Annotated in this window: 19 protein-coding genes and 1 tRNA gene; 17 read left to right on the forward strand and 3 right to left on the reverse strand. The window is 72.3% G+C overall.

The features are described 5' to 3' along the window. Nucleotides 1-558 precede the first annotated feature (558 nt). Nucleotides 559-1,212: an FMN-binding negative transcriptional regulator gene (locus tag AB0O36_RS30510; protein WP_365115763.1), complete on the reverse strand. Its 654-nt coding sequence runs from the start codon at nt 1,210-1,212 to the stop codon at nt 559-561. Between the two features lie 247 nt (nt 1,213-1,459). Here AB0O36_RS30510 and AB0O36_RS30515 point away from each other — a divergent pair, with 247 nt between their 5' ends. The 8 genes from AB0O36_RS30515 (at nt 1,460) to AB0O36_RS30550 (ending at nt 10,040) form a co-directional block, all read left to right on the forward strand. Further along, a complete protein-coding gene (locus AB0O36_RS30515; RefSeq protein WP_365115765.1) occupies nt 1,460-2,698 on the forward strand; it encodes an arginine deiminase in 1,239 nt (412 codons plus the stop codon). A gap of 295 nt (nt 2,699-2,993) precedes the next feature. Next, nucleotides 2,994-3,836: a dimethylargininase gene (gene ddaH / locus AB0O36_RS30520; RefSeq protein ID WP_365115767.1), complete on the forward strand. Its 843-nt coding sequence runs from the start codon at nt 2,994-2,996 to the stop codon at nt 3,834-3,836. Between the two features lie 93 nt (nt 3,837-3,929). After that, a complete protein-coding gene (locus AB0O36_RS30525) occupies nt 3,930-5,267 on the forward strand; it encodes a SidA/IucD/PvdA family monooxygenase (protein WP_365115768.1) in 1,338 nt (445 codons plus the stop codon). 224 nt (nt 5,268-5,491) lie between these two features. Beyond that, nucleotides 5,492-5,713, forward strand: a complete 222-nt coding sequence (locus AB0O36_RS30530; RefSeq protein ID WP_365115769.1) for a hypothetical protein — start codon at nt 5,492-5,494, stop codon at nt 5,711-5,713. 264 nt (nt 5,714-5,977) lie between these two features. Then, nucleotides 5,978-6,280, forward strand: a complete 303-nt coding sequence (locus AB0O36_RS30535; RefSeq protein WP_365115770.1) for a phosphopantetheine-binding protein — start codon at nt 5,978-5,980, stop codon at nt 6,278-6,280. A gap of 46 nt (nt 6,281-6,326) precedes the next feature. Further along, nucleotides 6,327-7,817 carry a class II 3-deoxy-7-phosphoheptulonate synthase gene (locus tag AB0O36_RS30540; protein ID WP_365115771.1) on the forward strand — a complete coding sequence of 497 codons (1,491 nt, stop codon included), beginning with the start codon at nt 6,327-6,329 and terminating at the stop codon, nt 7,815-7,817. A gap of 48 nt (nt 7,818-7,865) precedes the next feature. Then, the gene (locus AB0O36_RS30545) at nt 7,866-8,645 is read left to right on the forward strand and encodes a response regulator transcription factor (protein WP_365115772.1); all 780 of its coding nucleotides are present in this window, start codon (nt 7,866-7,868) and stop codon (nt 8,643-8,645) included. 273 nt (nt 8,646-8,918) lie between these two features. Beyond that, complete coding sequence (locus tag AB0O36_RS30550; RefSeq protein ID WP_365115774.1) at nt 8,919-10,040, forward strand: LmbU family transcriptional regulator; 1,122 nt, start codon at nt 8,919-8,921, stop codon at nt 10,038-10,040. A 114-nt stretch (nt 10,041-10,154) separates the two neighbouring features. On the opposite strand, the gene AB0O36_RS30555 is transcribed toward AB0O36_RS30550, so the two are convergent. Next, nucleotides 10,155-10,227 (reverse strand) — tRNA-Arg (locus AB0O36_RS30555). A 293-nt stretch (nt 10,228-10,520) separates the two neighbouring features. Between AB0O36_RS30555 and AB0O36_RS30560 the strand changes: the two genes are divergently transcribed. From AB0O36_RS30560 to AB0O36_RS30575, 4 genes are all read left to right on the forward strand, one after another. Beyond that, the gene (locus tag AB0O36_RS30560) at nt 10,521-12,173 is read left to right on the forward strand and encodes a dynamin family protein (protein ID WP_365115775.1); all 1,653 of its coding nucleotides are present in this window, start codon (nt 10,521-10,523) and stop codon (nt 12,171-12,173) included. After that, on the forward strand, nt 12,170-14,014 hold the full coding sequence (locus tag AB0O36_RS30565) for a GTPase (protein WP_365115776.1): 1,845 nt from the start codon (nt 12,170-12,172) through the stop codon (nt 14,012-14,014). The genes AB0O36_RS30560 and AB0O36_RS30565 overlap by 4 nt, the downstream gene beginning before the upstream one ends. Nucleotides 14,015-14,117: 103 nt before the next feature. Beyond that, nucleotides 14,118-14,519 (forward strand): single-stranded DNA-binding protein, encoded by a 402-nt coding sequence (locus AB0O36_RS30570; RefSeq protein ID WP_365115778.1) that lies wholly within the window; start codon nt 14,118-14,120, stop codon nt 14,517-14,519. A 68-nt stretch (nt 14,520-14,587) separates the two neighbouring features. Further along, nucleotides 14,588-15,787 (forward strand): thioester domain-containing protein, encoded by a 1,200-nt coding sequence (locus tag AB0O36_RS30575; protein WP_365115779.1) that lies wholly within the window; start codon nt 14,588-14,590, stop codon nt 15,785-15,787. A gap of 58 nt (nt 15,788-15,845) precedes the next feature. Here AB0O36_RS30575 and AB0O36_RS30580 read toward each other — a convergent pair whose 3' ends face one another. Continuing rightward, nucleotides 15,846-17,309 (reverse strand): protein kinase, encoded by a 1,464-nt coding sequence (locus AB0O36_RS30580; protein ID WP_365115781.1) that lies wholly within the window; start codon nt 17,307-17,309, stop codon nt 15,846-15,848. Nucleotides 17,310-17,418: 109 nt separating this feature from the next. Here AB0O36_RS30580 and AB0O36_RS30585 point away from each other — a divergent pair, with 109 nt between their 5' ends. The 5 genes from AB0O36_RS30585 (at nt 17,419) to AB0O36_RS30605 (ending at nt 22,282) form a co-directional block, all read left to right on the forward strand. Beyond that, complete coding sequence (locus tag AB0O36_RS30585) at nt 17,419-19,122, forward strand: phosphatase PAP2 family protein (protein ID WP_365115783.1); 1,704 nt, start codon at nt 17,419-17,421, stop codon at nt 19,120-19,122. 135 nt (nt 19,123-19,257) lie between these two features. Beyond that, nucleotides 19,258-19,389 carry a hypothetical protein gene (locus tag AB0O36_RS30590; RefSeq protein WP_365115785.1) on the forward strand — a complete coding sequence of 44 codons (132 nt, stop codon included), beginning with the start codon at nt 19,258-19,260 and terminating at the stop codon, nt 19,387-19,389. A gap of 81 nt (nt 19,390-19,470) precedes the next feature. Next, entirely contained in the window at nt 19,471-21,135 is a 1,665-nt protein-coding gene (gene ettA, locus AB0O36_RS30595; RefSeq protein ID WP_365115787.1) for an energy-dependent translational throttle protein EttA, read from the forward strand. 2 nt (nt 21,136-21,137) lie between these two features. Continuing rightward, a complete protein-coding gene (locus AB0O36_RS30600; protein WP_365115789.1) occupies nt 21,138-21,584 on the forward strand; it encodes a thioesterase family protein in 447 nt (148 codons plus the stop codon). Beyond that, a complete protein-coding gene (locus AB0O36_RS30605) occupies nt 21,581-22,282 on the forward strand; it encodes a hypothetical protein (protein ID WP_365115791.1) in 702 nt (233 codons plus the stop codon). Before AB0O36_RS30600 ends, AB0O36_RS30605 begins: the two co-directional genes overlap by 4 nt. Nucleotides 22,283-22,440 lie beyond the last annotated feature (158 nt).

Here is a 22,440-nt window from a genome sequence, read left to right on the forward strand (position 1 = left end):
GCGGGATGTGCAGATCCACCCCGTCGAGCACCTTGTGCTCCCCGTACGCCTTGCGCAGACCGGTAGCCGAAATGGCCGTCATGACATTCCTCCTCTTGGTGAACTGAATGAAGCGAGTTGCGCAAGGGGCGCATCGCCGTCGGAGCGGGGAGCGGGAATGCTTCGCCCGCCCCGTGCGGACGTCGAGGGTTGATGCGATGAATAGGGGGATCCGCGCATTCGGTCGGTAAGACGGAAGGCGAGTTTGCGGTTCTTGCAGAAGACCGCATGGGCGGAGTGCGTGAAACTCTCGACGAAATTCCCAGGCTTCATTGTGTCCTACGGGGTCGGGGCGGTCAACGCGCTGACGGGCGGCTCGGCAGCGTCCCGGCGGTGTCCTGGCGGCGTCCTGTCGGCGGGACGAAGAAGGCCGGGCGCGAAGGTTTTACCGACGTATCCGACTCAACAATGCGGGCAGTTGGACCGCGAGCATCCTGGACAGTGCCATGGCGGCGCAACGGACGCCCAGGTCGAAATTCGGGAAGAACTGCCGCTCTTCGGCGCCGGCTTGTGCGGAACTCACGGCAACTGCGCCATCAGTGAGGCGGTTGCGCGGTGCCGGGCGCAGTCGCGGTCGCTGAACGACACCCGCACGCGCTCGCGGACCTCGGGCCGCTGCTCCTGGCTGAGCTTGAACATGCCGTCCGCCCCGCCGACGGTGAACCGGAAGGCACCGACCTCCGGCAGGATCTGGCGGAAGTAGTCGATCGACTCGGTCATGTCCCACCGGTCGCCGAAATCGGCCTCGAAGGCCCGCACCGTGGCCTTGACGACCTCCAGCGATTCCTCGGAGGACTTCGGGGAATCGATCTTCTCGATCGTGCCGCGCAGGTGCACCGAGGTGAAGTTCCAGGTCGGAGCGGCCGGCGTCTTCCCATAGACGGTGGGGGACACGTAGCCGTGCGGACCGGTGAAGGTCAGCAGGCCGGTTCCGCCCTTCTCCACGACGGCCCAGTGCGGGTTGTTGCGGTTCATGTGGCCGAGCAGTACGGCCCCGGACAGGTCCTCCGCCCAGTCGCCCGTCATCTCCGGATCCGGAATCACCGGGAGATGGGTGGCGAACGGCCCTGCGGCATCGGTGCCGTTGTGCACCAGCAGGGCCAGCGGATTGTTGCGGATCAGATCGACCATCCACGAGCCGGACGGCTCTTTGTAGAACGGCGGCACGAACATCGGGAATTCGCCCTCTCTCGGCAGGTGGCTTGCGAGGTGTCTGCCGAGAAAGTTACGGGGGCCGAATTTTGGATCGTTATCGGCTCGTTTACCGCTGGTGACGGACTGCCTCCGCAGGTCGTGACGGGTACCCCGGACAGTCACGCCGCCAGACTTTGGCCGAAAAGCATTCGATACCGAAAGTTAAACCCCCGGGCCTAGCTTCGGAAGCAGTCGACACCGCTCCGGATCGAAGTCAGGAGAGAACATGTTCCATGTGGATTCCGAGGTCGGCGTCCTGAAACAGGTCATTCTTCACGAGCCGGGCCTGGCCTTCGAGCGGCTGACCCCGGGCAACAAGGACGAATTGCTCTTCGACGACGTCGTATGGGTGTCCCGGGCCCAGGAGGAGCACCGGGAGTTCCAGCAGGTCATGCGCGACCGCGGGGTCACTGTCCATCTGCTGCACGATCTGCTCGCCGAAACGGTGAAGTACGAGCAGGCGGTCGGCTTCATCCTGGACCGCATCCTCGACGCCCGGCAACCCCACATGGGTCCGGCGCTCACCCGGGTCACGGCCGGCGTGCTGGCCGACATGGGTCCGGACGAGCTCGCCACGCACCTGCTGGGCGGCCTCAACAAGCGCGAACTCCTCGACTCGCTGGGCGAACACCGCACCCGCGGTGCCCGCTCCCTGGGTCTGGAGCTGATGGCGGACGACGACTTCGTCCTGGCCCCGCTGCCCAACGCCCTCTTCACCCGCGACACCAGCTGCTGGGTCTACGACGGGGTGTCGGTCAACCCGATGATGATGGCCGGCCGCAAGCGGGAGACCGTCAACTACGAGGCCATCTACACCTTCCACCCGATGTTCGCCGAGTCCGGCGCACAGCGCTGGATCGACGGCGAGGCCATGGCCCCGGCTGCGATCGAGGGCGGCGACGTGGAGGTCATCGGCAACGGCACCGTCCTCATCGGACTGGGAGAGCGCACCACTCCGGCCGGCGTGGAGATCCTGGCCCGCCGCCTCTTCCGCACCGGCTCCGCGCGGCGGGTCATCGCCGTCCAGCTGCCCAAGGCGCGTGCGTACATGCACCTCGACACCGTGCTGACCATGGTGGACCGGGACGCCTTCACCCTCTTCACCGGACTGGACCGGCACCACCTGCGGTCTTGGACGCTCGCCCCGGGCGCCCACCGGGCCCCCGAGATCACCGAGAACAAGGACTTCTTCGGAGCCATCGCCGAGGCCCTCGACCTGGACCGGGTGCGGGTGCTGCAGACCCGTCAGAGTTCCTACGCTGCCGAGCGCGAGCAGTGGAACGACGGCAGCAACCTGCTCGCGCTGTCCCCGGGCACGGTCGTCGCGTACGAGGTCAACGAGGCGAGCAACCGCATGCTCGAGGACAACGGCATCGAGGTGCTGCGGATCCGCGGCGACCAGCTCGGCCGCGGCCGCGGCGGCCCGCGCTGCATGAGCTGCCCCATCGAGCGGGAGGCCGCCTGAGGGCGGAACCCGGGGTGAGGGCCGGGCGCAAAGCCGAAGCCCCCACCGAAAAGCGATCAATAACGAAAGCGAAACCCGCCCCGATACCTTCGTTGCAGAGATCGCGTTCCGGCCACTTCAGGTCAGCAGAGCAGAAACAAGCGCAAGCGCGAGCAATCAGGCGCAAACGCGCTCAAAAGCGCTCAATCACGGTCCAATACGGCCCACCATGGCCCCACCCCGTACACCCGGCCGATCCGGCCCACAGGCCACCCGGCCGTCCGGGAATCCCCACCGACCGAGAGGAAGAGATCCCTTGTCCGAGCCCACGCCCGTCCGCGAGGCCACACCCCGCCACTACCTGATGTGCCGGCCGACCCACTTCGACGTCACCTACGCGATCAACCCCTGGATGGACCCGGGGAAGCCGGTCGACGCCGACCTGGCGGTCGAACAGTGGGAGGGCCTGCGCAGGCTGTACGTCGAACACGGCCACACCGTCGACCTGGTGGAGCCGGTCGAGGGCCTGCCGGACATGGTGTTCTCCGCCAACGGCGCCACCGTGGTCGACGACCGGGTGCTCGTCGCGAAGTTCCGCCACCCCGAGCGGACCGCCGAAGCCCCCTCGTACCACGAGTGGTTCACCTCCCGGGACTACCCCCAGGTCACCTCCGCCGAGTACGTCAACGAGGCCGAGGGCGACTACATCGTGGTCGGCCGGACCGTCCTGGCCGGCACGGGCTTCCGGACCGACCCGCGGGCCCACGCGGAGGCCCAGGAGGCGCTCGGCGTCCCCGTGGTCAGCCTCCAGCTGGTCGACCCGCGCTACTACCACCTCGACGTGGCCCTGGCCGCGCTCTCGGACACCGAGGTCATGTACCACCCGGGCGCCTTCTCCGAGGAGAGCCGGGCCGTGCTGCGCGAGCTCTACCCGGACGCGCTGCTCGTCGACGCGGCGGACGCCGAGGTCTTCGGCCTGAACGCGGTCTCCGACGGCAAGCACGTGTTCCTGCCGGAGACCGCGACGGGCCTGGCGGAACAGCTGCGTGCCCGCGGCTTCGAACCTATCGGTGTCGACCTCTCCGAACTGTTCAAGGCGGGCGGCAGCGTCAAGTGCTGCACGTTGGAGATCCGCCACCGGGTCCCGGCAGGCGCCTGACCCGATGCGCACCACCGTCGCGTGCCGCCTCCGGCACGCACCGCCGGCGGTACGTACCACCCATCACCCCTACCCAAGCGGGAGAGAATTTCCATGATTGCTCGCGAACACCAGATCTACGACGTGGTCGGCATCGGCTTCGGCCCGTCCAACCTGTCCCTCGCCATCTCCCTGGAAGAGCACCGTGCGAACGTCCTGACGAACCCGATCACCTCGGCGTTCTTCGAGAAGCAGCCCCGCTTCGGCTGGCACCGCAACATGCTGCTGCCGGACGCCACCATGCAGATCTCGTTCCTCAAGGACCTGGTCACCTTCCGCAACCCGGTGTCCCGCTACAGCTTCGTCTCCTTCCTGCACTCCAAGGGCCGGCTCGCCCGCTTCGTCAACCGCCAGGACTTCTTCCCGACCCGGGCCGAGTTCCACCAGTACCTGGAGTGGGCCGAGTCCAGCCTCAGCAACGTGGTCACCTACAGCTCGGCGGTCACCGCGGTCCGGCTCCCCCCGGAGGCCGTCCACGGAACGCCCGAGTACGTCGAGGTCGACGTACGCACCGCCAACGGGGAGACCCGCACGGTCAACGCGAGGAACGTGGTCGTCTCGACCGGGCTCGTCCCACGCATGCCCGACGGCATCAAACGGGACGACCGGGTCTGGCACAGCTCGGAGTTCCTGGCGCGGTTCGCGGAGGTGGACCCGGCCCGGCTCAAGAGGGTCGCGGTCGTCGGTGCCGGCCAGAGCGCCGCCGAGATCACCAAGTTCTTCCACGACCGCCTCCCCGACGCGCAGGTCACCGCGATCATGCCGTCGTACGGGTACTCCGTCGCCGACGACACCCCGTTCGCCAACCAGATCTTCGACGCGGCGGCCGTGGACGAGTACCACTTCGGCACCGACGGCGCCCGCGACGCCTTCTGGCGCTACCACAAGAACACCAACTACGGCGTGGCCGACGCCGCGATCATCCGCGAACTGTTCCAGACCCAGTACGACGAGGAGGTGCGCGGCGCCAAACGGCTGCACTACCGAAACCTGACCAAGGTCCGGGCCGTCGAGCAGGCCGGGGACGAGCGGATCGTGCACCTGGTCTCGCAGCTGGAGGGCGAGCCGCAGCAGCTCGACGTCGACGCCATCGTCTTCGCCACGGGATACGACTCCCTGGACCCGAGCACGCTGCTCGGCGACCTCGACCGCTACTGCCTGCGCGACGAGTCGGGCCGCCACCGGGTCGAGCGCGACTACCGGCTCGTCACCACGCCGGACCTGCCGGTCGGCATCTACCTCCAGGGCGGCACCGAGCACACCCACGGGCTGAGCTCGTCCCTGCTGTCGAACATCGCCGTCCGCAGCGGTGAGATCGCCGACTCCATCATCCAGCGGCGGGCCGAGCGCGAACTGGCGCCGGCCGCCGCCCTCCAGGCGGCCGACAGCTGATCGTCCCCGTCGCCGCCCGCCCCCCGCGACGACCCGTTTCCGCCACGGGTCGTCGCGGGGGGCATTCTGCTGGCCAGGGGAACCGGAAGACGGAGGAAACACGGAGGTTTTCCTCCATGGTGCTCGCGCGCGCGTGCGCGTAACTTCGGATATACCCCTCCCGCGTTCACCCGCATTGACCCGCACTCATTCGCATCCGCCCCGAAAGAGAAAGAGGTTCCGTCATGGATTCCACCGCAGGCGCCGTCATCGCCAGCTCGGCGATGCTGAGCAGCACGGCCGTGGTCGTCACCGGACTGGTCTGGCTGGCCACCGGCCGGGCGCGGGAGCGCCGGCACGCGGACCTGGCCGCAGCCGCCGTACAGCAGCGTGAACTGCGCGCCGAAGTCGCTGAGTTGACGCGAAGCGTGGGTGCCATGCAGCGGCTGCTGGAGGGCGCCGACTAGGCACCCGGCACACCCCTGGCTCCCGTACGAAAACCCTCTTCTCCCCTTTTCGAACGTTCTTCTTCCTCCCTCCCGATGTGCTGGTGAAGGTGTCACCGCCGGTTTCTTCCGGCGGGCCTTCCAGGGCCTTTTCGAGCCCCCCGCATCCGCCGTAAGCAGGCTGATATTGGCCTGATAACGCCCCTCCCTAATGTTGTCCCCATGAAGACGTGACGCCGACCCCGGCGCACGCGGAGGCGCAGATCCCCGGTGGAGGCGACGCACATGACTGACGACACGGACGAGTACGGCATCGCGGCGCGAGAGCGGCACAGCGGCCTCGGATCCCACAACGAGCGCAAGCTGGCCGGTCTCTGGGCCGACGTGCTCGGCGTGCCGGCCGAACGCATCCAGCGCACCGACAACTTCTTCGAGATCGGCGGCACCTCACGGGCCGCCGCACGTCTGGTGATCGCGCTGGACCAGGGCCTCTCCCTGGGCGAGTTCGCGCGCTGCTCCACCCTCGGCGATCTGGCGGCCCTGCTCGACGAGAGGCAAGGCGCCCGACCCGTACCGGCCCTCGGCTGACGCCTGCCCGGCATCCACTCGAATCGTTCATGGGAGACAGCGGAAGATGACGACCGTAATCGAAGCCACGACGACGGAGCAGGTCACGGAGCAGGTCGCGGAGCGGGTCACGGACGCGTCCCCGGAGGGGATGCCCGTGGAGGGGCCGTCCGCGGGAGGCGCGGTCGTGGGAGGGCCGTCCGTGACGGGTCCCGTCGCCGACCGGTTCGACCCCCGGCACTGGACCCCGGAGCTGCGCGCCGCAGCCCAGCAGCCCGACTGGCCGGTCCCCGCCGCCGTCGACGTGGTCCGGGCCCAGCTGGAGGCCGCGCTGCCGCTGGTCTCCGCCAACGAGTGCGCGACCCTGAAGCAGCGCATGGCCGCGGTCGCCCGCGGCGAGGCGTTCCTGCTGCAGGGCGGCGACTGCGCCGAGACCTTCGCCGACGCCTCGGCCCCCGCCGTACGGGCGAAGATGCGGACCCTGCTGCAGATGGCCCTGGTCCTCACGTACGCGGGCAGCGTCCCGGTCGTCAAGATCGGCCGGATCGCCGGGCAGTACGCCAAGCCGCGCTCCCAGCCGACCGAGACCCGCGACGGCATCACCCTGCCGGCCTACCGGGGCGACGCCGTCAACGGCTTCGACTTCACCCGGACCCAGCGCATCCCGGACCCGGGCCGCATGCTGCGCATGTACCAGGCGGCCGCGTCCACCCTGAACCTGGTGCGCGCCTTCACCACGGGCGGCGACGCCGATCTCCACCAGGCGCACAGCTGGAACCAGGACTTCGTGCAGAACTCCCCGATCGGTTCGCGCTACGCCCGGCTGGTCGACCAGATCGACCAGGCGCTCTCCTTCATGCGGGCCTGCGGCAGCGACGAGGCGGCGATGCGCGCCGTGGAGTTCTTCGTCAGCCACGAGGGCCTGCTGCTGGAGTACGAGCGCTCGCTGACCCGGATCGACGAGGCCACCGGCCGGCCCTACGCCGCCAGCGGGCACATGCTCTGGATCGGGGAGCGGACCAGGGACATCGACGGCCCGCACATCGACTGGTTCTCCCGGATCGCCAACCCGATCGCGGTGAAGCTGGGGCCCACCACCACCCCGGACGCGGCCATGCGGCTGATCGACCGGCTCGACCCGGAGCGGGAGGCCGGCCGGCTCACCTTCGTGGTGCGGATGGGTGCGGGCACGGTCCGCGACCGGCTGCCCGCGCTGGTGGAGCGGGTGACGATGGAGGGTGCCCGGGTCGCGTGGGTCTGCGACCCCATGCACGGAAATACCTTCCAGGCCCCTTCCGGTCACAAGACGCGGCATTTCGACGACATCATCGACGAAGTCACCGGATTCTTCGAGGTGCACCGGAGCCTTGGTACTCACCCCGGCGGAATCCACCTTGAGTTCACCGGAGACGACGTAACGGAGTGCGTCGGCGGTGGCGCCCGGGTGCGTTTCGGCGACCTGACGGATCGCTACGAATCTGCTTGCGATCCCCGGCTGAACCGAACTCAGTCCCTCGAACTCGCTTTTCTCACCGCCGAAATGTACCGGCGTCGTTGACCCCCGATCGACCACGATCCCGGCCGAGGCCGAAGGAAGTGATCCAGCATGCGTCTTGTCATTGCCGAAGGCTCCGCGATCCTGCGGGCGGGCCTGGCCCACGTGCTCGGCGACCAGGGCCATGAACTGGTCGCGGCGGTCCACGACGTCCGGGTGCTGCCCGCCCTCGTCGACACGCACCGCCCGGACGTCCTCATCTCCAACGTCCGGCTCGCACCGACCTGGAACGACGAGGGCGTGGGTGCGGCGCTCGCCGCGCGCGGCAGCCACCCGGGCACCGGTGTCCTGCTCTTCTCCGCGGCTCCCGAACCGCAGCACGTCGCCCGGCTGTTCGGGAGCGACGGCGCCGGACTGGGCTATCTGCTGCAGGACCGGATGACCGACGCCGACGAGGTGGTGGGCGCGTTGTCGCAGGTCGCGAGCGGTGGCACGGTGGTCGACCCGCGTATGGTCGGGGCCCTGGCGGCACGGGCCACGGGCCGCGGCGCGGCCGAGGAGGCCACTCCGGACGCCCTCGCCTCGCTCAGCGAGCGGGAGCTGGAGGTCCTGTCGCTGATGGCACAGGGCCGCACCAACAGCGCCATCGCGGAGCGCCTGATCGTCTCGGCCGGCACGGTGGAGAAGAGGGTCGCCGCGGTCTTCGACAAGCTGGCCATACCGGGCAGCCCGGCCGACAACCGCCGGGTGCTGGCGGTGCTCCGCTACCTGGCCGCGCACCAGGGCAGGATCGGTGGGAATCCCCTGGTCAAGCCGGTCACCGGACGTGCTCCCGCCACCGTGGACATCGCCCGGGAGCGGCGCCGCCGGATGCTGTCCCGCGCGGCCTAGTGGGGCCCTGTGCGGAATTCAAGATTCATTTGAGGGGACTTGACAAGGTCTCAATCCCGCCCTTCTCCAGGAGGCGTTGGCGGAAAATCATGGGCTCATAGCGCGCACTTAGTCGGCTGAAATGAGGTCGTGCACGTGAACCTGGCCAACAACACCGGTGTCGGAACGCACGCCGCCCCCCACCGTCCCGGTCCGCAGGTGTCGAGGCTGATTCCCCCGCAGCGGGCCACGCGCAAAGGGCAGCCCGGGGCGGAACAAGTACTGACGACGCGAGTGGGCCTGCAACTCCCCGTCGTCTTCACCTTCGAGGACTGGCAACGCGCCGGCCGCCAGCTGGCCGGGGTCGTGGACTCCTCCGCGTGGTGGATGGGCGACTGGCTGGCCTATGGCAAGGACCACTACGGGGACCGTTACCAACAGGGCATCCAGGCGGCGGGCCTCCGGTACCAGACCCTGCGCAACTACGCCTGGGTCGCCCGCCGGTTCGACCACTCCCGGCGGCACGGGAAGCTGACCTTCCAGCACCACGCCGAGGTGGCGTCCCTGCCGACGGAGGAGGCGGACCAGTGGCTCGGCCGTGCCGAGGAGCTGACGTGGACGACCAAGCAGCTCCGGGCCGCCCTGCGCGAGGCCCGCGAGGGCGACGGCGTCATCCGTGACCGTCCGGCGCCGCGACGCCAGCTCGCCGTACCGGCGGAGCGGTTCGAGCACTGGGTGAAGGCCGCCGAGCAGCTGGGCACCGACCTGGACGAGTGGGTTCTGGCGACCCTCGACCGGGCCGCCGAGAGCGTCTTCGAGGCCCTGGGCCCGGCCGGCCGGCGGGCCGCCCTGGAGCCGGCGGGACCGTCGGCAGCGGCGGAGCCGGTCCGGCCCGGGCCGGTGGCCCCGGCCCGCCCGGCGGCCATCGCACCGGCCGAGCCGGCCGACACGCTCGTACCGGCGCAGGAACCGGTGCCGCCGGCGCAGTCGGTCCCCTCGCTCCTCCCCTCCCCGCAGCCCTTCGAGCGTTACGCGGCCGAGGAGCCGTACGGGGAAGCGGAGGCATACGGGGAAGCCGAGGCGTACGGGGCCGCGGATCCGTACGGCGCGGCAGACCCGTACGGAGCCATCGAGGCGTACGAGGACCTGGACCCCTTCGAAGCCGAGGCGGACTCCTTCGAGGTCGAGGCGGACTCCTACGAGGCCGAGGCGGACTCCTTCGAGGTCGAGGCGGACTCCTACGAGGCCGGCGCGGAGCCGTACGAGGCCGCGACCCCGTACGAGGTCATCGAGCCCGCCGCGGTGATCGATCCGGCCGCGTCCGCCGGGGCGGACGACGCGGCGGCCCGGGCGGCGGCCCGGGAAGCCAGACTGGAGGCACTGCTCGCCGGATGGACGACCGAGACGGACGGCTGAGCCGCCACCACTGAACCACCACAACAGAACCGCCGCCGCACATCGAAAGAGCGCCGGCCCGTGGACACGAAACCACGGGTCGGCGCTCTTTCGGCATGTACGGACGGGCGCGAGTGCCCCCGGCAGGACTCGAACCTGCGGCCAAGTGCTTAGAAGGCACCTGCTCTATCCACTGAGCTACGGGGGCCGGAAGGTGACCGTGAGCCGGGTCAAGGATAGGGCTCCGGTCGGCTCGTCCCGGTTGCTTCACCCGCGTGCCACGATGTGGAGGTTCGGTGAAGCGGTCCCGATAATCGCAGGCAGGTGCGATTCGCGCATCGGTTTTGCGCCGCCGCGCGCGGGCCGTTGTGCAGTCGTTATGCCTGTGCCCCAGTCCTCCCTGTTGTCCCTGTGTGTCCGTCCGGGGTGGCGATCGGCGCGCAGAGGGTCTATAAGCTTCAAAAATGGTCCCAAATTGGGCATTCTTCGCATGTGGTGACCTTGGATGTTCGGCCTCAGCTGCTCGATGCCCTCTCCGCCCTGCGCGACCGGGTCGCCTCCGTGCGTCTGCCGCTGCCCCTGCCCGGCGCCCCGCGCGCCCGCCAGACCAGAGCCGAGCTGCTCGCGCAGCTCGACGACTACCTGGTGCCGCGGCTCAAGGCCCCCGAGGCGCCGCTCCTCGCCGTCGTCGGGGGCTCCACCGGCGCGGGCAAGTCCACGCTGGTCAACTCCCTGGTCGGGAGGCAGGTCAGCGAGGCCGGCGTGCTGCGCCCGACCACCCGAACGCCCGTGCTCGTCTGCCATCCGGATGACCACCACTGGTTCGCCGGGATGCGCGTACTGCCCGACCTGATGCGGGTCTGGGCGGACAAGGGCGAGGAGGGCGACCGCGACCGCGGTCCGGTGGGCCGCGACGGCGGGTCGCGCGGCTCGGGCGGGCGGGGCGGGGCCGCCGCCCGGCGGACCTCCGGCGGGCCCATCCGCGAACTGCGCGTCGAGACCGTCGGCAGCCTGCCCCGCGGCCTGGCCCTGCTCGACGCCCCCGACATCGACTCCCTGGTGGTCGAGAACCGGACACTGGCCGCCGAACTGATCTGCGCCGCCGACGTGTGGGTCATGGTCACCACCGCCTCCCGGTACGCCGACGCCGTGCCGTGGCACCTGCTGCGCACCGCCAAGGAGTACAAGGCCGCCCTGATCATCGTGCTGGACCGGGTCCCGCACCAGGTGCTGGCGGAGGTGTCGCGCCAGTACGGCGCCCTGCTCACCCGCGCCGGACTGGGCGACGTGGCCCGCTTCACCGTGCCCGAGCTGCCCGAGTCCGCGGGCGGCGGCGGACTGCTGCCCGCCTCGGCCGTCGCCCCGCTGGCGGCCTGGCTGATCCACCACGCGCAGGACCCGGCCGCCCGCCAGCACGCCGTGGGCAGGACCGCGCTCGGCGCCCTCGATTCACTGCGCCGCCGGCTGCCCGAGCTGGCCTCCGCCGTCGCGTCCCAGCACGCCGCCGCCGTACGGCTGACCGCCGCGGTGGAGGACGCGTACCGGAAGGAGGGTCGCCGGGTCCGCAACCGGCTCGACCAGGGCGCCGTGCTCGCCGGTGACGCCCTCACCCGCTGGCGCGGCTACCCGCTCGACACCACCGCCGACGAACTCCTCGACTCGCTGGCCGAAAGCCTCACCGCGCTCATCCAGTGCGCCGTTGCCGCCGCCGACGAGCGGATCGCCGCCGCCTGGCGCAGGGAACCCGCCTCCGGCGCCCTCCCGGCACCCGTCACCGACCGGGAGTCGGGCGAACGGATCGGGGTGGCCGTCCGCCGCTGGCGCCGCGTACTGGAGGAACTCGCCGAGGAGGAGGTCGCCGGGCTGGACCGGCAGCCCGCGCCGGACCCCGAGAGCGTGGCCGCGCTGCTGGTCTCCGCGCTGCTCGGCGGGAAGCGCGCCCGGGTGGCCGGGGAGAAACTCGCCGAACGGATCGGCGCCCAGGCCGCCCTGCGGCTGCGCGACCGCGGCGGCGAACTCGTCGGAGAACACCTGGACGAGGTGCTGCGGGCCGAACGCGACCGCCGCCTGGCCCCCCTCGACGCACTGGAAGTCACCCCGGAGCCGCAGGCCGAGCTGATCGCCGCGCTCTCCGTACTGCAGAAGGAGAGGTGACCGCGGTGACCGCCCTCACCGACCGTACCGACGACCGATGGGACGACGGGCTGATCGCCCGGCGCATCGCCGTCGGCGACGAAGACGAAGAGGACGACGGCACGGACGACGAACTGGTCCGGGCCGTGTCCGGCACCGTCTCGGGGGCCGGCAGCGACGGCGGCAAGACCCCCGCGCCGCCGCCCCTGAGCCCGGAGGCACGGGCCCTGCGCACCCGCCTGGACGCGCTCCGGCAGCTGATCGGCCTCTCCCGCACACGGCTGGACGGCGCGACCCTCGCCGAGGCCGGCCGGATCCTGGACGAAGCCGCTGCCCGCCGCGGCCTGTCCGCTCAGCACACGGTCGTCGCCATCGCCGGAGCCACCGGAAGCGGCAAGTCCACGCTCTTCAATTCACTCGCCGGGGTGCAGATCTCGGAGACCGGGCTGCGCCGTCCGACCACCGCGGCACCCATCGCGTGCACCTGGACGGACGGCGCGGCGGGGCTGCTGGACCGGCTGGAGATCCCCGGCCGGCTGCGCCGCCGCCCCCGCGAGGGATCGGTCGCGGCCGAATCCCTCCAGGGGGTCGTCCTGGTGGACCTGCCCGACCTCGACTCGGCGGTCCGCGAGCACCGCGCGCACGTGGACCGGGTCCTGGCCCTGGTCGACGCCGTGGTGTGGGTGGTGGACCCGGAGAAGTACGCCGACGCCGTGCTCCACGAGCGCTACCTGCGCCCGCTCGCCGGACACGCCGAGGTCACCTTCGTCGTGCTCAACCAGGTGGACCGGCTGCCCGGCGACGCCGCCGACCAGGTCCTCGACGACCTGCGGCGGCTGCTCGACGAGGACGGCATCGCACTCGGCGAACACGGCGAACCGGGTGCCACGGTGCTCGGCCTGTCCGCCCTCACGGGCGAGGGCGTCGGGGAACTGCGCGAGCTGCTGAGCCAGTTCGCCCAGGAGCGGGGCGCCGCCACCCGGCGGATCTCCGCTGACGTGGACCGGGCGGCGGGCCGGCTGCGCCCCCTGTACGTGGCGGACCGCCGCGCCGGGGCGGAGATCGGCGAGGCCGTGCGGGCCGAGTTCGAGGACCGGCTCGCCGAGGCCGTCGGCGCCTACGCCGCCGGACTCGCGGCCGAACGGGCCTGGCGGCGCAACGCCGGAAAGGCGTGCGGCACGCCCTGGCTGCGGCTGTGGCGCTGGTACGAGAACCGGCGGACCCCGCGCGGGCTCAGCGGGCTCGCGGCACTGGCCGCGATCGGCGGCCGCACCTTCGGAGGCGATCCGGAGCCGCCGCCGGAGGCGGAGGTCACGGCCAGGCAGCGGGTGGAGCAGGCGGTGCGGACGGTCGCCGAGGAGGCGTCCGCCGGGCTGCCCGACCCGTGGGCCCAGGCGGTCCGGGAGGCCGCGGTGCGCGGCGCGGACGAACTGCCCGAGGCGCTGGACGAGCTGGCCGTCACGGTCGGCGTGCCCACCGGCAAGCCGCCGCGGCCGGCCTGGTGGCCGGCGGCGGTGCTCACCCAGGCGTCCATGACCCTGCTGCAGATCTTCGGCGGCCTGTGGCTGGTGGGGCAGATCGCCGGGGTGCTGGAGCCGGGCCTGCTGCCACCCGTCCTGCTGATGGTGGCGGGGATCGTGGGCGGGCCGCTGGTGGAGTGGGCCTGCTCGATGGCGGCCCGCGGGCCCGCCCGGCGCTACGGGCAGGACGCCGAGCGGCGGCTGCGGCAGGCCGCGGCCGGCTGCGGCCGGGCCAGGGTGCTGGAGCCGGTGGCGGCCGAACTCCTGAGGTACCGGGAGGTGCGGGAGCAGTACGCCACCGTCGCGGCAGGGGGGAACCGGTTGTCCACAACCCGTCAGTAATCCACAGGCTCGGGCGGGGTGGGGGCCGCGGGGCGCAGCATGTTCGTACGTGACCGCGGACGGCGGTGCGTACGGGTGATGTGGAGCGGGAGGGGTGACGGGGATGAACGAGACCCTGGTGACGCTGGTGGGCCACGTGGCGACACAGGTCGACTACCGGGAGACTGTGAACGGGCCGTCGGCGAGATTCCGTTTCGCCGTGCGGCCGCGGTTCGTGGACCGGCAGAAGCAGGCCTGGACGGACGGGCCGACCAGCTTCTACACGGTGTGGGTGCGGCGCTCCCTCGCCGCCAACGTGGCCGGGTCGGTCGCGGTCGGCGAGCCGCTGGTGGTGCACGGCCGGCTGCGGGTCCGGGACGAGGAGCGGGACGGCCAGAGGTGGTTCTCGGCCGATGTGGACGCGGTGGCCGTCGGGCACGACCTGAGCCGGGGCACCGCGGCCTTCCGTCGGGTGGCCAGGGCGGAACCCATGCTGACGGAAGCTCAGAAGGGGGCGGTGGTCTAGGTGTTCGAGACCGCTAGGATTCCCCGGTACTCACGGACGCCTGGGGCTTCGGCCCGAAGGGGAAGACTGTGTCCATTGCCGTTCCCGCACGTTCCGTTTCTGTCGGCGTACGACGGCCGCTGGCCGTCGCGCTGCTCGCCGCCGCCCTCGCGGCGGCGCCGGGTCCCGCCCTGGCCGCCGAGGCCGAGGGGCCGCCCGTGTCCCGGCCGCCGGAAGGCGCGAGCGCCGTGCTCGACGGGCTGAAGACCTTCGGCCAGGCCGTGCTGCGCGGGCAGGACGGAATGGTTCGCCAGGTACCGGCCGGGCTGTACGAGATGCGCGTCGACGGCGGCGGAATGCTGCAGACCTACGGGGTGGGCCTGGCCGGCTTCGCCCAGCCGGAGGAGCGGTACACCGAGACGGCGTGGAGCGGCAGCCCGCTCGGCGGGAACGGCGAGGCCGGCCGGATCCGCTGGGTGCTGGAGCACTCCTACCCCCAGCTGAACGACCTGGCCGGGCTGGCGAAGGCGGCCGGGGCCGGTGCGCTCACCGCGGAGAGCGCGGCGGCCGGCACCCAGGTCGCGATCTGGCGGCTGACCGAGGGCGCCGACGTACAGGCGGCCGATCCGGCGGCGGAGAAGCTGGCCGGCTACCTCCAGCGTGCGGCACAGCGGCTGCCCGAGCCGCCCGCCTCGCTGAGCCTGGAGCCCGCCGACGTGTCGGGACCGGCCGGGACCAGAGTGGGGCCGGTCACCGTCCGGACGCGCGCGCAGGTGGTGACGGTCCTGCCCGACGCGGCCGCCCAGCGGATGGGGGTGCGGGTGGTGGACGCCGACGGACAGCCGGTGACCAGCGCGGCGAACGGCACCCGGCTGTACTTCGAGGTGCCGGCGGGCACCCCGGACGGCACCGCCTCGGTGACGATCCACGGCGCCACGAAGGTCCCGGTCGGCCGGGTCTTCACCAGCGGCGGGCACAGCCAGGCCCAGATCGTGGCGGGGTCCAGCGATTCCGCGGCCACGGCCACGGGCACGGCCGTCTGGCCCGCGGCCCGCACCCTGACGGTCCACGGCGCGCCGGGGGCGCCGGGCACGGCGGTCGGGGTGGCCGCGGCATCGGCCGCCTCGGACCTGTCCACGGAGGAGGAGGGCGACGACCGCCTGGCCACCAGCGGCAGCTCCGCCGCCACCCCGGTGATCGCCTCGCTGGCGGTCGGCCTGGTCGTCCTCGGCGGCCTGGTCGTCGTCCTGCTGCGCAAGCGCCCGCTGGACGAGGAGGAAGGGGCGTAGCGCCAGGACGAGGCGTAGCGCCGCCGCCCGCCAGGACCGGGCCGGCCCGGTTCCGGTCCTAGCGGACCGCGTCCTGGAAGCGCGCGCACGTGCTGCCGTAGTTCGGTACGCAGTCCTCCAGCTCGGCGCCGACCTTCACCGCCGTCACCAGGCCACCCACCACGCAGTACAGGTTGGCGAGGAGCAGGATCCAGGAGAGCACCCGGTACCGGGAGGTGTGCGGGGAGGCAGGTGTCCCCCTGCCGGGACGCCATACCGGCAGGGAGCCGATCGCACCGGTCATCCCTGCGGCCAGCCCGACGAGCGCGGCCCAGAGCAGGTTGTCCTGCTCTCCCCAGACTCCGAAGGACCAGGCCGTCACCGCCAGGACGGCGCACACGGCCAGCCGGCCGTCGTGGAGGAGGCGCGTCCGCCGCGGCAGCGGCAGGGCGGGCGCGAGCACCCCCGCCTGACCCCGCGGCGCCGGTCCGGTGGGCACGGGCCTGGTGGGCGCCGGTCCGGGCGGGGGCGGGAGGGGCGGGAACAGGGCGTGCGCCGCGGGTGCGGTGTAGCCCGCGGTCGGACTCCGGGGGGCGGCCCACGCACCGCCCGCCGCCCCCGTTGCCGCCCCTGCCGACGCTCCGGCCGACGCATCGGTCGCGCGCGGCGGGCGGGGACGGGACGGTTCGTCGGCGGTGACGGCTTCCCGCAGGGCGCCGCGCATCGCGGCCGCGTCCGGGTAGCGGTCCTCCGGCTGCTTGGCGAGCGCCCGGGCCACCACCGCCTCCAGCCGCGGGTGGCCGGGCAGCCCGGAGGCCGCCAGCGTCGGCGGCGGAGCGGTGAGGTGCTGCACGGCGAGGGCGATCGCGTCGTCCCCGTCGAAGGGCCTGCGGCCCGTCAGCATCTCGAAGAGCAGCAGTCCGACCGCGTACAGGTCGGACCGCCCGTCGAGGTCCGCCGCGCCCCGCACCTGTTCCGGCGACATGTAGTGGGGCGTGCCGATCCCCGCCCGGGTCCCCGTCCCCGCGGTCCGGGTGAGGGCCCGGGCGATCCCGAAGTCCGCCACCTTCGCGATGCCGCCCGGGGCCAGCAGGATGTTCCCCGGTTTGATGTCGCGGTGCACGAGCCCCTGCCCGTGGCCCTGACCGAGTGCGGAGAGGACCTGGTCCGCGAGGGGCACCGCGTCGGACACGGGGAGCGCGCCCCGCGTCTGCAGGCGCTCGGCCAGCGAGGGGCCGTTCACCAGCTCCATCACGAAGTACGGCACCGGCGGTCCGTCCGGCCGCGGCTCCTCGCCGGTGGCGTGCACGGTCACCACGTGCGGATGGTCGAGGGCGGCCATGGCGCGCGCCTCGTCGCGGAAGCGGGCCGCCGCCCCGTCGTCGAGGTCGAGTCCCGGCCGCATCGTCTTGACCGCGACCGGGCGCGCGAGCCCGAGGTCGTAGGCCCGGTACACCTGCGCCATCCCGCCGCTGCCGAGCAGTCCGTCGATGCGGTACTTGCTCCCGGCCAGAACCGTCCCCGGTGCGAACACGTCCCCCATGCGGCCGATCGTAGGAACAACCAGGCCGCGGTGGTCGGGAAGCGCGGGGCCTACACAAGCGGAGTGACCCCTTGTTAGTGGACCGGGTGGATCCGGGTAGTCGAACGGAATGAACGCCGGACTGGAGACGAGTACGACGGGGCCCGTGGCGGCCGCCCACGGCGGCCCGGTCACCTGGCGGGGAGCGGTCGCCCGATGGGACCGGGCGCTGTTCGACGTGGTTGCGCGGCGCCACTGGCCGGGCGGCGACCGGGTGCTGCCCCGGCTGAGCCGGGCCGCGAACCACGGCCTGCTGTGGGGTGGGGTGGCGGCGGGGCTCGCCCTCTTCGGGCAGGCTCCGGCACGCCGGGCGGCCCTGCACGGGGCGGCCTCGCTGGCGCTGGCCTCCGCCACCGTCAACACCGTGGGCAAGTGGACCGTACGGCGGGCCCGTCCGCTGACCGAGGGCGTTCCGGCGGCGCGCCTGCCCGCCCGGCAGCCGTGGACCACCTCCTTCCCGTCCGGGCACTCCGCGTCGGCCTTCGCCTTCCTCACGGGGGTCGCGACGGCGGCGCCCGGCTGGGGCGCGGTGGTCGCGCCGCTGGCGGCCTCGGTGGCCTTCTCCCGGGTCTACACCGGGGTGCACTACCCGACCGACGTGGTGGCGGGCGCGGCCCTCGGGGTCGGCGCGGGACTGGTCGTACGGCGGCTGTCCCGGAAGGCCGAGGAGGCGCGGAAGGCACCCGGCGAGGAGCAGCCCGCCGAGGCGCCGGCGCTGGCGGACGGGGCCGGGCTGACCGTCGTGGTCAACACCGCGTCGGGCGGCTCCGTGGACGCGGCGGCGCTGCGGGAGGCGCTGCCGGCGGCGGAGGTGGTCGAGTGCACGGGTGAGGAGCTGCCCGCCACGCTGGCCCGGGCCGCGGCCGGGTCGGCCGCGCTGGGGGTGTGCGGGGGCGACGGCACCGTGGTCGCGGCCGCCACCGCGGCGCTGCACGCGGGGATCCCGCTCGCGGTGTTCCCGGGCGGGACCCTGAACCACTTCGCCGCCGACCTGGGCCTGGGCGCGCCCGAGGACACCTGCCGGGCCGTGAACGCCGGGGAGGCCGTCCGGGTCAGCGTGGGCCGCATCACCCCGCACCCGCAGCCGGGACCCGCCCCGGCCGGGAGCGGCGACGGGAGCGGCGACGCCGCCCGCGGCGGAGAGGCTGCCCGGGGCGGCGACCCTGCCGGGGGAGGCGTTGCCGGGGGCGGCGGCCCCGCCGGGCACGCCGGCGCCGGGGCCGCGCACGGCGCCGGGGCCGCGCACGGCGACGGGCCCGGAGCGGACGTCGTCACCGGACCGCGCTACTTCCTCAACACGTTCAGCATCGGCGTGTACCCGGACCTGCTGCGGTACCGGCTGCACTGGGCGCCCCGGATCGGGCCCGGCCCGGCGGCGTTGCTGGCCGCCCGGCGGGTCCTCAAGGACCGGCGCCCGGTCCGGCTGCGGGTGGCCGGCCGTACGGTGCCGGTCTGGCTGCTGTTCGCCGGCAACGGGACGTACCACGGCACCGGGCCCGCCCCGCGGCGCCGCCTGGGCCTGGACGAACCGCAGCTCGACCTCCGCCTCGTGCTGGGCGGCGGCCACCCCGGGGCCAGGCTGCTCGCCGCCGCCCTCACCGGCCCGCTCACCCGCTCCCCGGTGCACTTCGCGACCCACGCGCGCTCGCTGCGGGTCACCGACATCCCGCCGGGCACCGCCCTCGCCTGCGACGGCGAGTACGCCCTGGCCCCCGGGGGCCTGGTCCTGGACAAGCTCCCGGGCGCCCTCACGGTCTACCGCCCCAGGACCTGAGCCGGGACCCGGCACCCCGTCCGCACTCGGCACCCGGTCCGCACCCGGCATCCGGCCCTGCACCCGGCACCCGGCCCGAGTCCCGGGGCGCGGCCCGGGTGCCGTACCGGGCGGCCCGGCCTATGCTGACCGGCCATGCGAGACGCTCCGCTCCACGACACCGCATGGCACCAGGGGCGCAATCCCCACCGGCGCAGGATCGGGGTGCTCGGCTGGTCACTGCTCGGTCTGCTGCTGTTGGCGCTGCTCACCCTGTGGCCGCGCTGACCATACGGGTTTCCGCCCCGGGGGCGACGGCTGGCAAGATGGGTGTATCTGCCCATCCCTCGATCTGCCGGACGGTTTCTCTTGGCTGAGTTCATCTACACCATGCGCAAGGCGCGCAAGGCGCACGGCGACAAGGTGATCCTCGACGACGTCTTCCTGAACTTCCTGCCCGGAGCGAAGATCGGCGTCGTCGGCCCGAACGGCGCCGGCAAGTCCACCGTCCTGAAGATCATGGCGGGCATCGAGCAGCCGTCCAACGGTGACGCCTTCCTGTCGCCCGGCTACTCCGTCGGCATCCTCATGCAGGAGCCCAAGCTCGACGAGTCCAAGACCGTCCTGGAGAACGTCCAGAACGGCGTCGCGGAGATCAAGGGCAAGCTCGACCGGTTCAACGCGATCGCCGAGGAAATGGCGACGAACTACACCGACGAGCTGATGGAGGAGATGGGCAAGCTCCAGGAGGACCTGGACCACGCCAACGCCTGGGACCTCGACGCCCAGCTGGAGCAGGCCATGGACGCGCTGGGCTGCCCGCCCGGAGACTGGCCGGTCACCACCCTCTCCGGTGGCGAGAAGCGCCGCGTCGCGCTCTGCAAGCTGCTGCTGGAGGCCCCCGACCTGCTGCTCCTCGACGAGCCCACCAACCACCTCGACGCCGAGTCGGTGAACTGGCTGGAGCAGCACCTCGCCCAGTACAAGGGCTGTGTCGTGGCCGTCACCCACGACCGGTACTTCCTCGACAATGTCGCCGAGTGGATCCTGGAGCTCGACCGCGGCCGCGCCCACCCCTACGAGGGCAACTACTCCACCTACCTGGAGAAGAAGGCCGAGCGCCTCAAGGTCGAGGGCAAGAAGGACGAGAAGCGCGCCAAGCGCCTCAAGGAAGAGCTGGAGTGGGTCCGCTCCAACGCCAAGGGCCGCCAGGCCAAGTCCAAGGCGCGTCTGGCCCGCTACGAGGAGATGGCCGCCGAGGCCGAGAAGATGCGGAAGCTGGACTTCGAGGAGATCCAGATCCCGCCGGGCCCGCGCCTGGGCTCGATCGTCGTCGAGGTCAACAACCTCTCCAAGGCCTTCGGCGAGAAGGTCCTGATCGACGACCTGTCCTTCACCCTGCCGCGCAACGGCATCGTCGGCATCATCGGCCCGAACGGCGCCGGCAAGACCACGCTGTTCAAGATGATCCAGGGCCTGGAGGCCCCGGACTCCGGCGAGATCAAGGTCGGCGAGACCGTCAAGATCTCGTACGTCGACCAGGGCCGCGCCAACATCGACCCCAAGAAGACCCTCTGGGCGGTCGTCTCGGACGAGCTGGACTACATCAACGTCGGCCAGGTCGAGATGCCGTCCCGCGCCTACGTCTCCGCGTTCGGCTTCAAGGGCCCGGACCAGCAGAAGCCGGCCGGCGTGCTCTCCGGCGGTGAGCGCAACCGCCTGAACCTGGCGCTCACCCTCAAGCAGGGCGGCAACCTGCTGCTCCTCGACGAGCCGACCAACGACCTCGACGTCGAGACCCTGGGCTCCCTGGAGAACGCGCTGCTGGACTTCCCCGGCTGCGCCGTGGTCGTCTCCCACGACCGCTGGTTCCTGGACCGGGTCGCCACGCACATCCTGGCGTACGAGGGCGAATCCAAGTGGTTCTGGTTCGAGGGCAACTTCGAGTCGTACGAGAAGAACAAGGTCGAGCGCCTCGGCCCGGACGCCACCCGTCCGCACCGGGCGACCTACAAGAAGCTGACCCGGGGCTGAGCATGGCCCGTCACATCTACCGCTGCCCGCTGCGCTGGTCGGACATGGACGCCTTCGGGCACGTCAACAACGTGGTCTTCCTCCGCTACCTGGAGGAAGCCCGGATCGACTTCATGTTCCGGCTGGCGCCGGGCAACGGGTCCGCCTCCTTCCAGGGCGGATCCGTCGTGGCCCGGCACGAGATCGACTACAAGCGGCCGCTCGTGCACCGGCACGAGCCGGTCGTCATCGAGTCGTGGGTGACGAAGATAGGCGCGGCGTCGCTGACCATCGCCTACGAGGTCAAGGACGCCGAGGACTCGGACCTGGTGTACGTCGCCGCGTCCACCGTCGTCGTGCCCTTCGACCTGGAGAGCCAGCGCCCGCGCCGGATCACCGAGGAGGAGCGCCACTTCCTCCAGGAGTACGTCGACGACTCCGCCCGGCAGCGCGGCGGCGCGGCGGCATGACGGGGCACCTGCTGCTGGCCGACTCCGGGGAGGCGGCGGACCTCGCCGCCTTCCTGGGCCGGCTCGTGCACTACGACCGTGCCGCCGCGGTCCGCCTCCAGGCGGGCGGCGGCGCGCTCGCCGTGTTCGGCCGCCCGCCGTCCTTCGACGTGCTGGCCATCCGGGCGGTACGGCTGGCCGAGCCGGCCGCGCTGGACCTCACGGTCTCCGCGGGCGAACTGCTGGAGTCCGTCGACGAGGCCGCCGCCACCGCCGTGGTGCCCGCGCCCGTCACCGGGCCGCCGTGGGCCGGGGTGCTCCCGCCGCGCGGCGGCTGGCAGCAGGTCCCCGGGCTGCCCGGACCCGAGGCGATGCGGGCGGCCGTGGCCGCCGCCGTCGCCGAGTTCCGGGCCCGGGACGAGGCCCTGCCGGCGGACCGCCGGACCCGAGCGGAACGCGACCGCATCGGCCGCGAGATCTGGTCCCGGACGCTCGGCGGGACGGAGCTCCCGCTGCGCGCCGTGCACGCCGCACAGTCCCTGGGCTTCCTGCGGCCGATACGCACGACCGTCCCGGCCCCGGCCCGCCCGGCCGGCGCCCCGGCGCCGGTGGCCCTGCTCAGCTCGGGGAGCTGGCTGCGCCTGCGGACCCCGTACGGCTCCATCGCCACCCGCCGCCCCGGCGGCGGCCTGGGCACCCTCCAGGTCCGCCCGGTCTGACGTCAAGAACCACCGGAAGCACCCGGAGCACCGGAACCACCGGAAGCTCCACAGGGGCCGGGTCACGCAAGGCGTGACCCGGCCCCTGTGCGTTCCGCCGCCCCACTCCTCTTCACTTTAAGTTCTCGATCGGCCCGCCAGGTGGTGTGACGTACCTG

This window comes from Streptomyces sp. NPDC089799 (genome assembly GCF_040684755.1).
GTDB lineage: Bacteria > Actinomycetota > Actinomycetes > Streptomycetales > Streptomycetaceae > Streptomyces.

Excerpts from the sequence above, each read along its gene's own strand:
- AB0O36_RS30510 (WP_365115763.1), bottom strand. The coding sequence starts at position 1,212 with ATGTTCGTGCCGCCGTTCTACAAAGAGCCGTCCGGCTCGTGGATGGTC.
- AB0O36_RS30515 (WP_365115765.1), top strand. The coding sequence starts at position 1,460 with ATGTTCCATGTGGATTCCGAGGTCGGCGTCCTGAAACAGGTCATTCTT.
- AB0O36_RS30525 (WP_365115768.1), top strand. The coding sequence starts at position 3,930 with ATGATTGCTCGCGAACACCAGATCTACGACGTGGTCGGCATCGGCTTC.
- AB0O36_RS30530 (WP_365115769.1), top strand. The coding sequence starts at position 5,492 with ATGGATTCCACCGCAGGCGCCGTCATCGCCAGCTCGGCGATGCTGAGC.
- AB0O36_RS30535 (WP_365115770.1), top strand. The coding sequence starts at position 5,978 with ATGACTGACGACACGGACGAGTACGGCATCGCGGCGCGAGAGCGGCAC.
- AB0O36_RS30540 (WP_365115771.1), top strand. The coding sequence starts at position 6,327 with ATGACGACCGTAATCGAAGCCACGACGACGGAGCAGGTCACGGAGCAG.
- AB0O36_RS30545 (WP_365115772.1), top strand. The coding sequence starts at position 7,866 with ATGCGTCTTGTCATTGCCGAAGGCTCCGCGATCCTGCGGGCGGGCCTG.
- AB0O36_RS30570 (WP_365115778.1), top strand. The coding sequence starts at position 14,118 with ATGAACGAGACCCTGGTGACGCTGGTGGGCCACGTGGCGACACAGGTC.
- AB0O36_RS30580 (WP_365115781.1), bottom strand. The coding sequence starts at position 17,309 with ATGGGGGACGTGTTCGCACCGGGGACGGTTCTGGCCGGGAGCAAGTAC.
- AB0O36_RS30585 (WP_365115783.1), top strand. The coding sequence starts at position 17,419 with ATGAACGCCGGACTGGAGACGAGTACGACGGGGCCCGTGGCGGCCGCC.
- AB0O36_RS30590 (WP_365115785.1), top strand. The coding sequence starts at position 19,258 with ATGCGAGACGCTCCGCTCCACGACACCGCATGGCACCAGGGGCGCAAT.
- AB0O36_RS30600 (WP_365115789.1), top strand. The coding sequence starts at position 21,138 with ATGGCCCGTCACATCTACCGCTGCCCGCTGCGCTGGTCGGACATGGAC.
- AB0O36_RS30605 (WP_365115791.1), top strand. The coding sequence starts at position 21,581 with ATGACGGGGCACCTGCTGCTGGCCGACTCCGGGGAGGCGGCGGACCTC.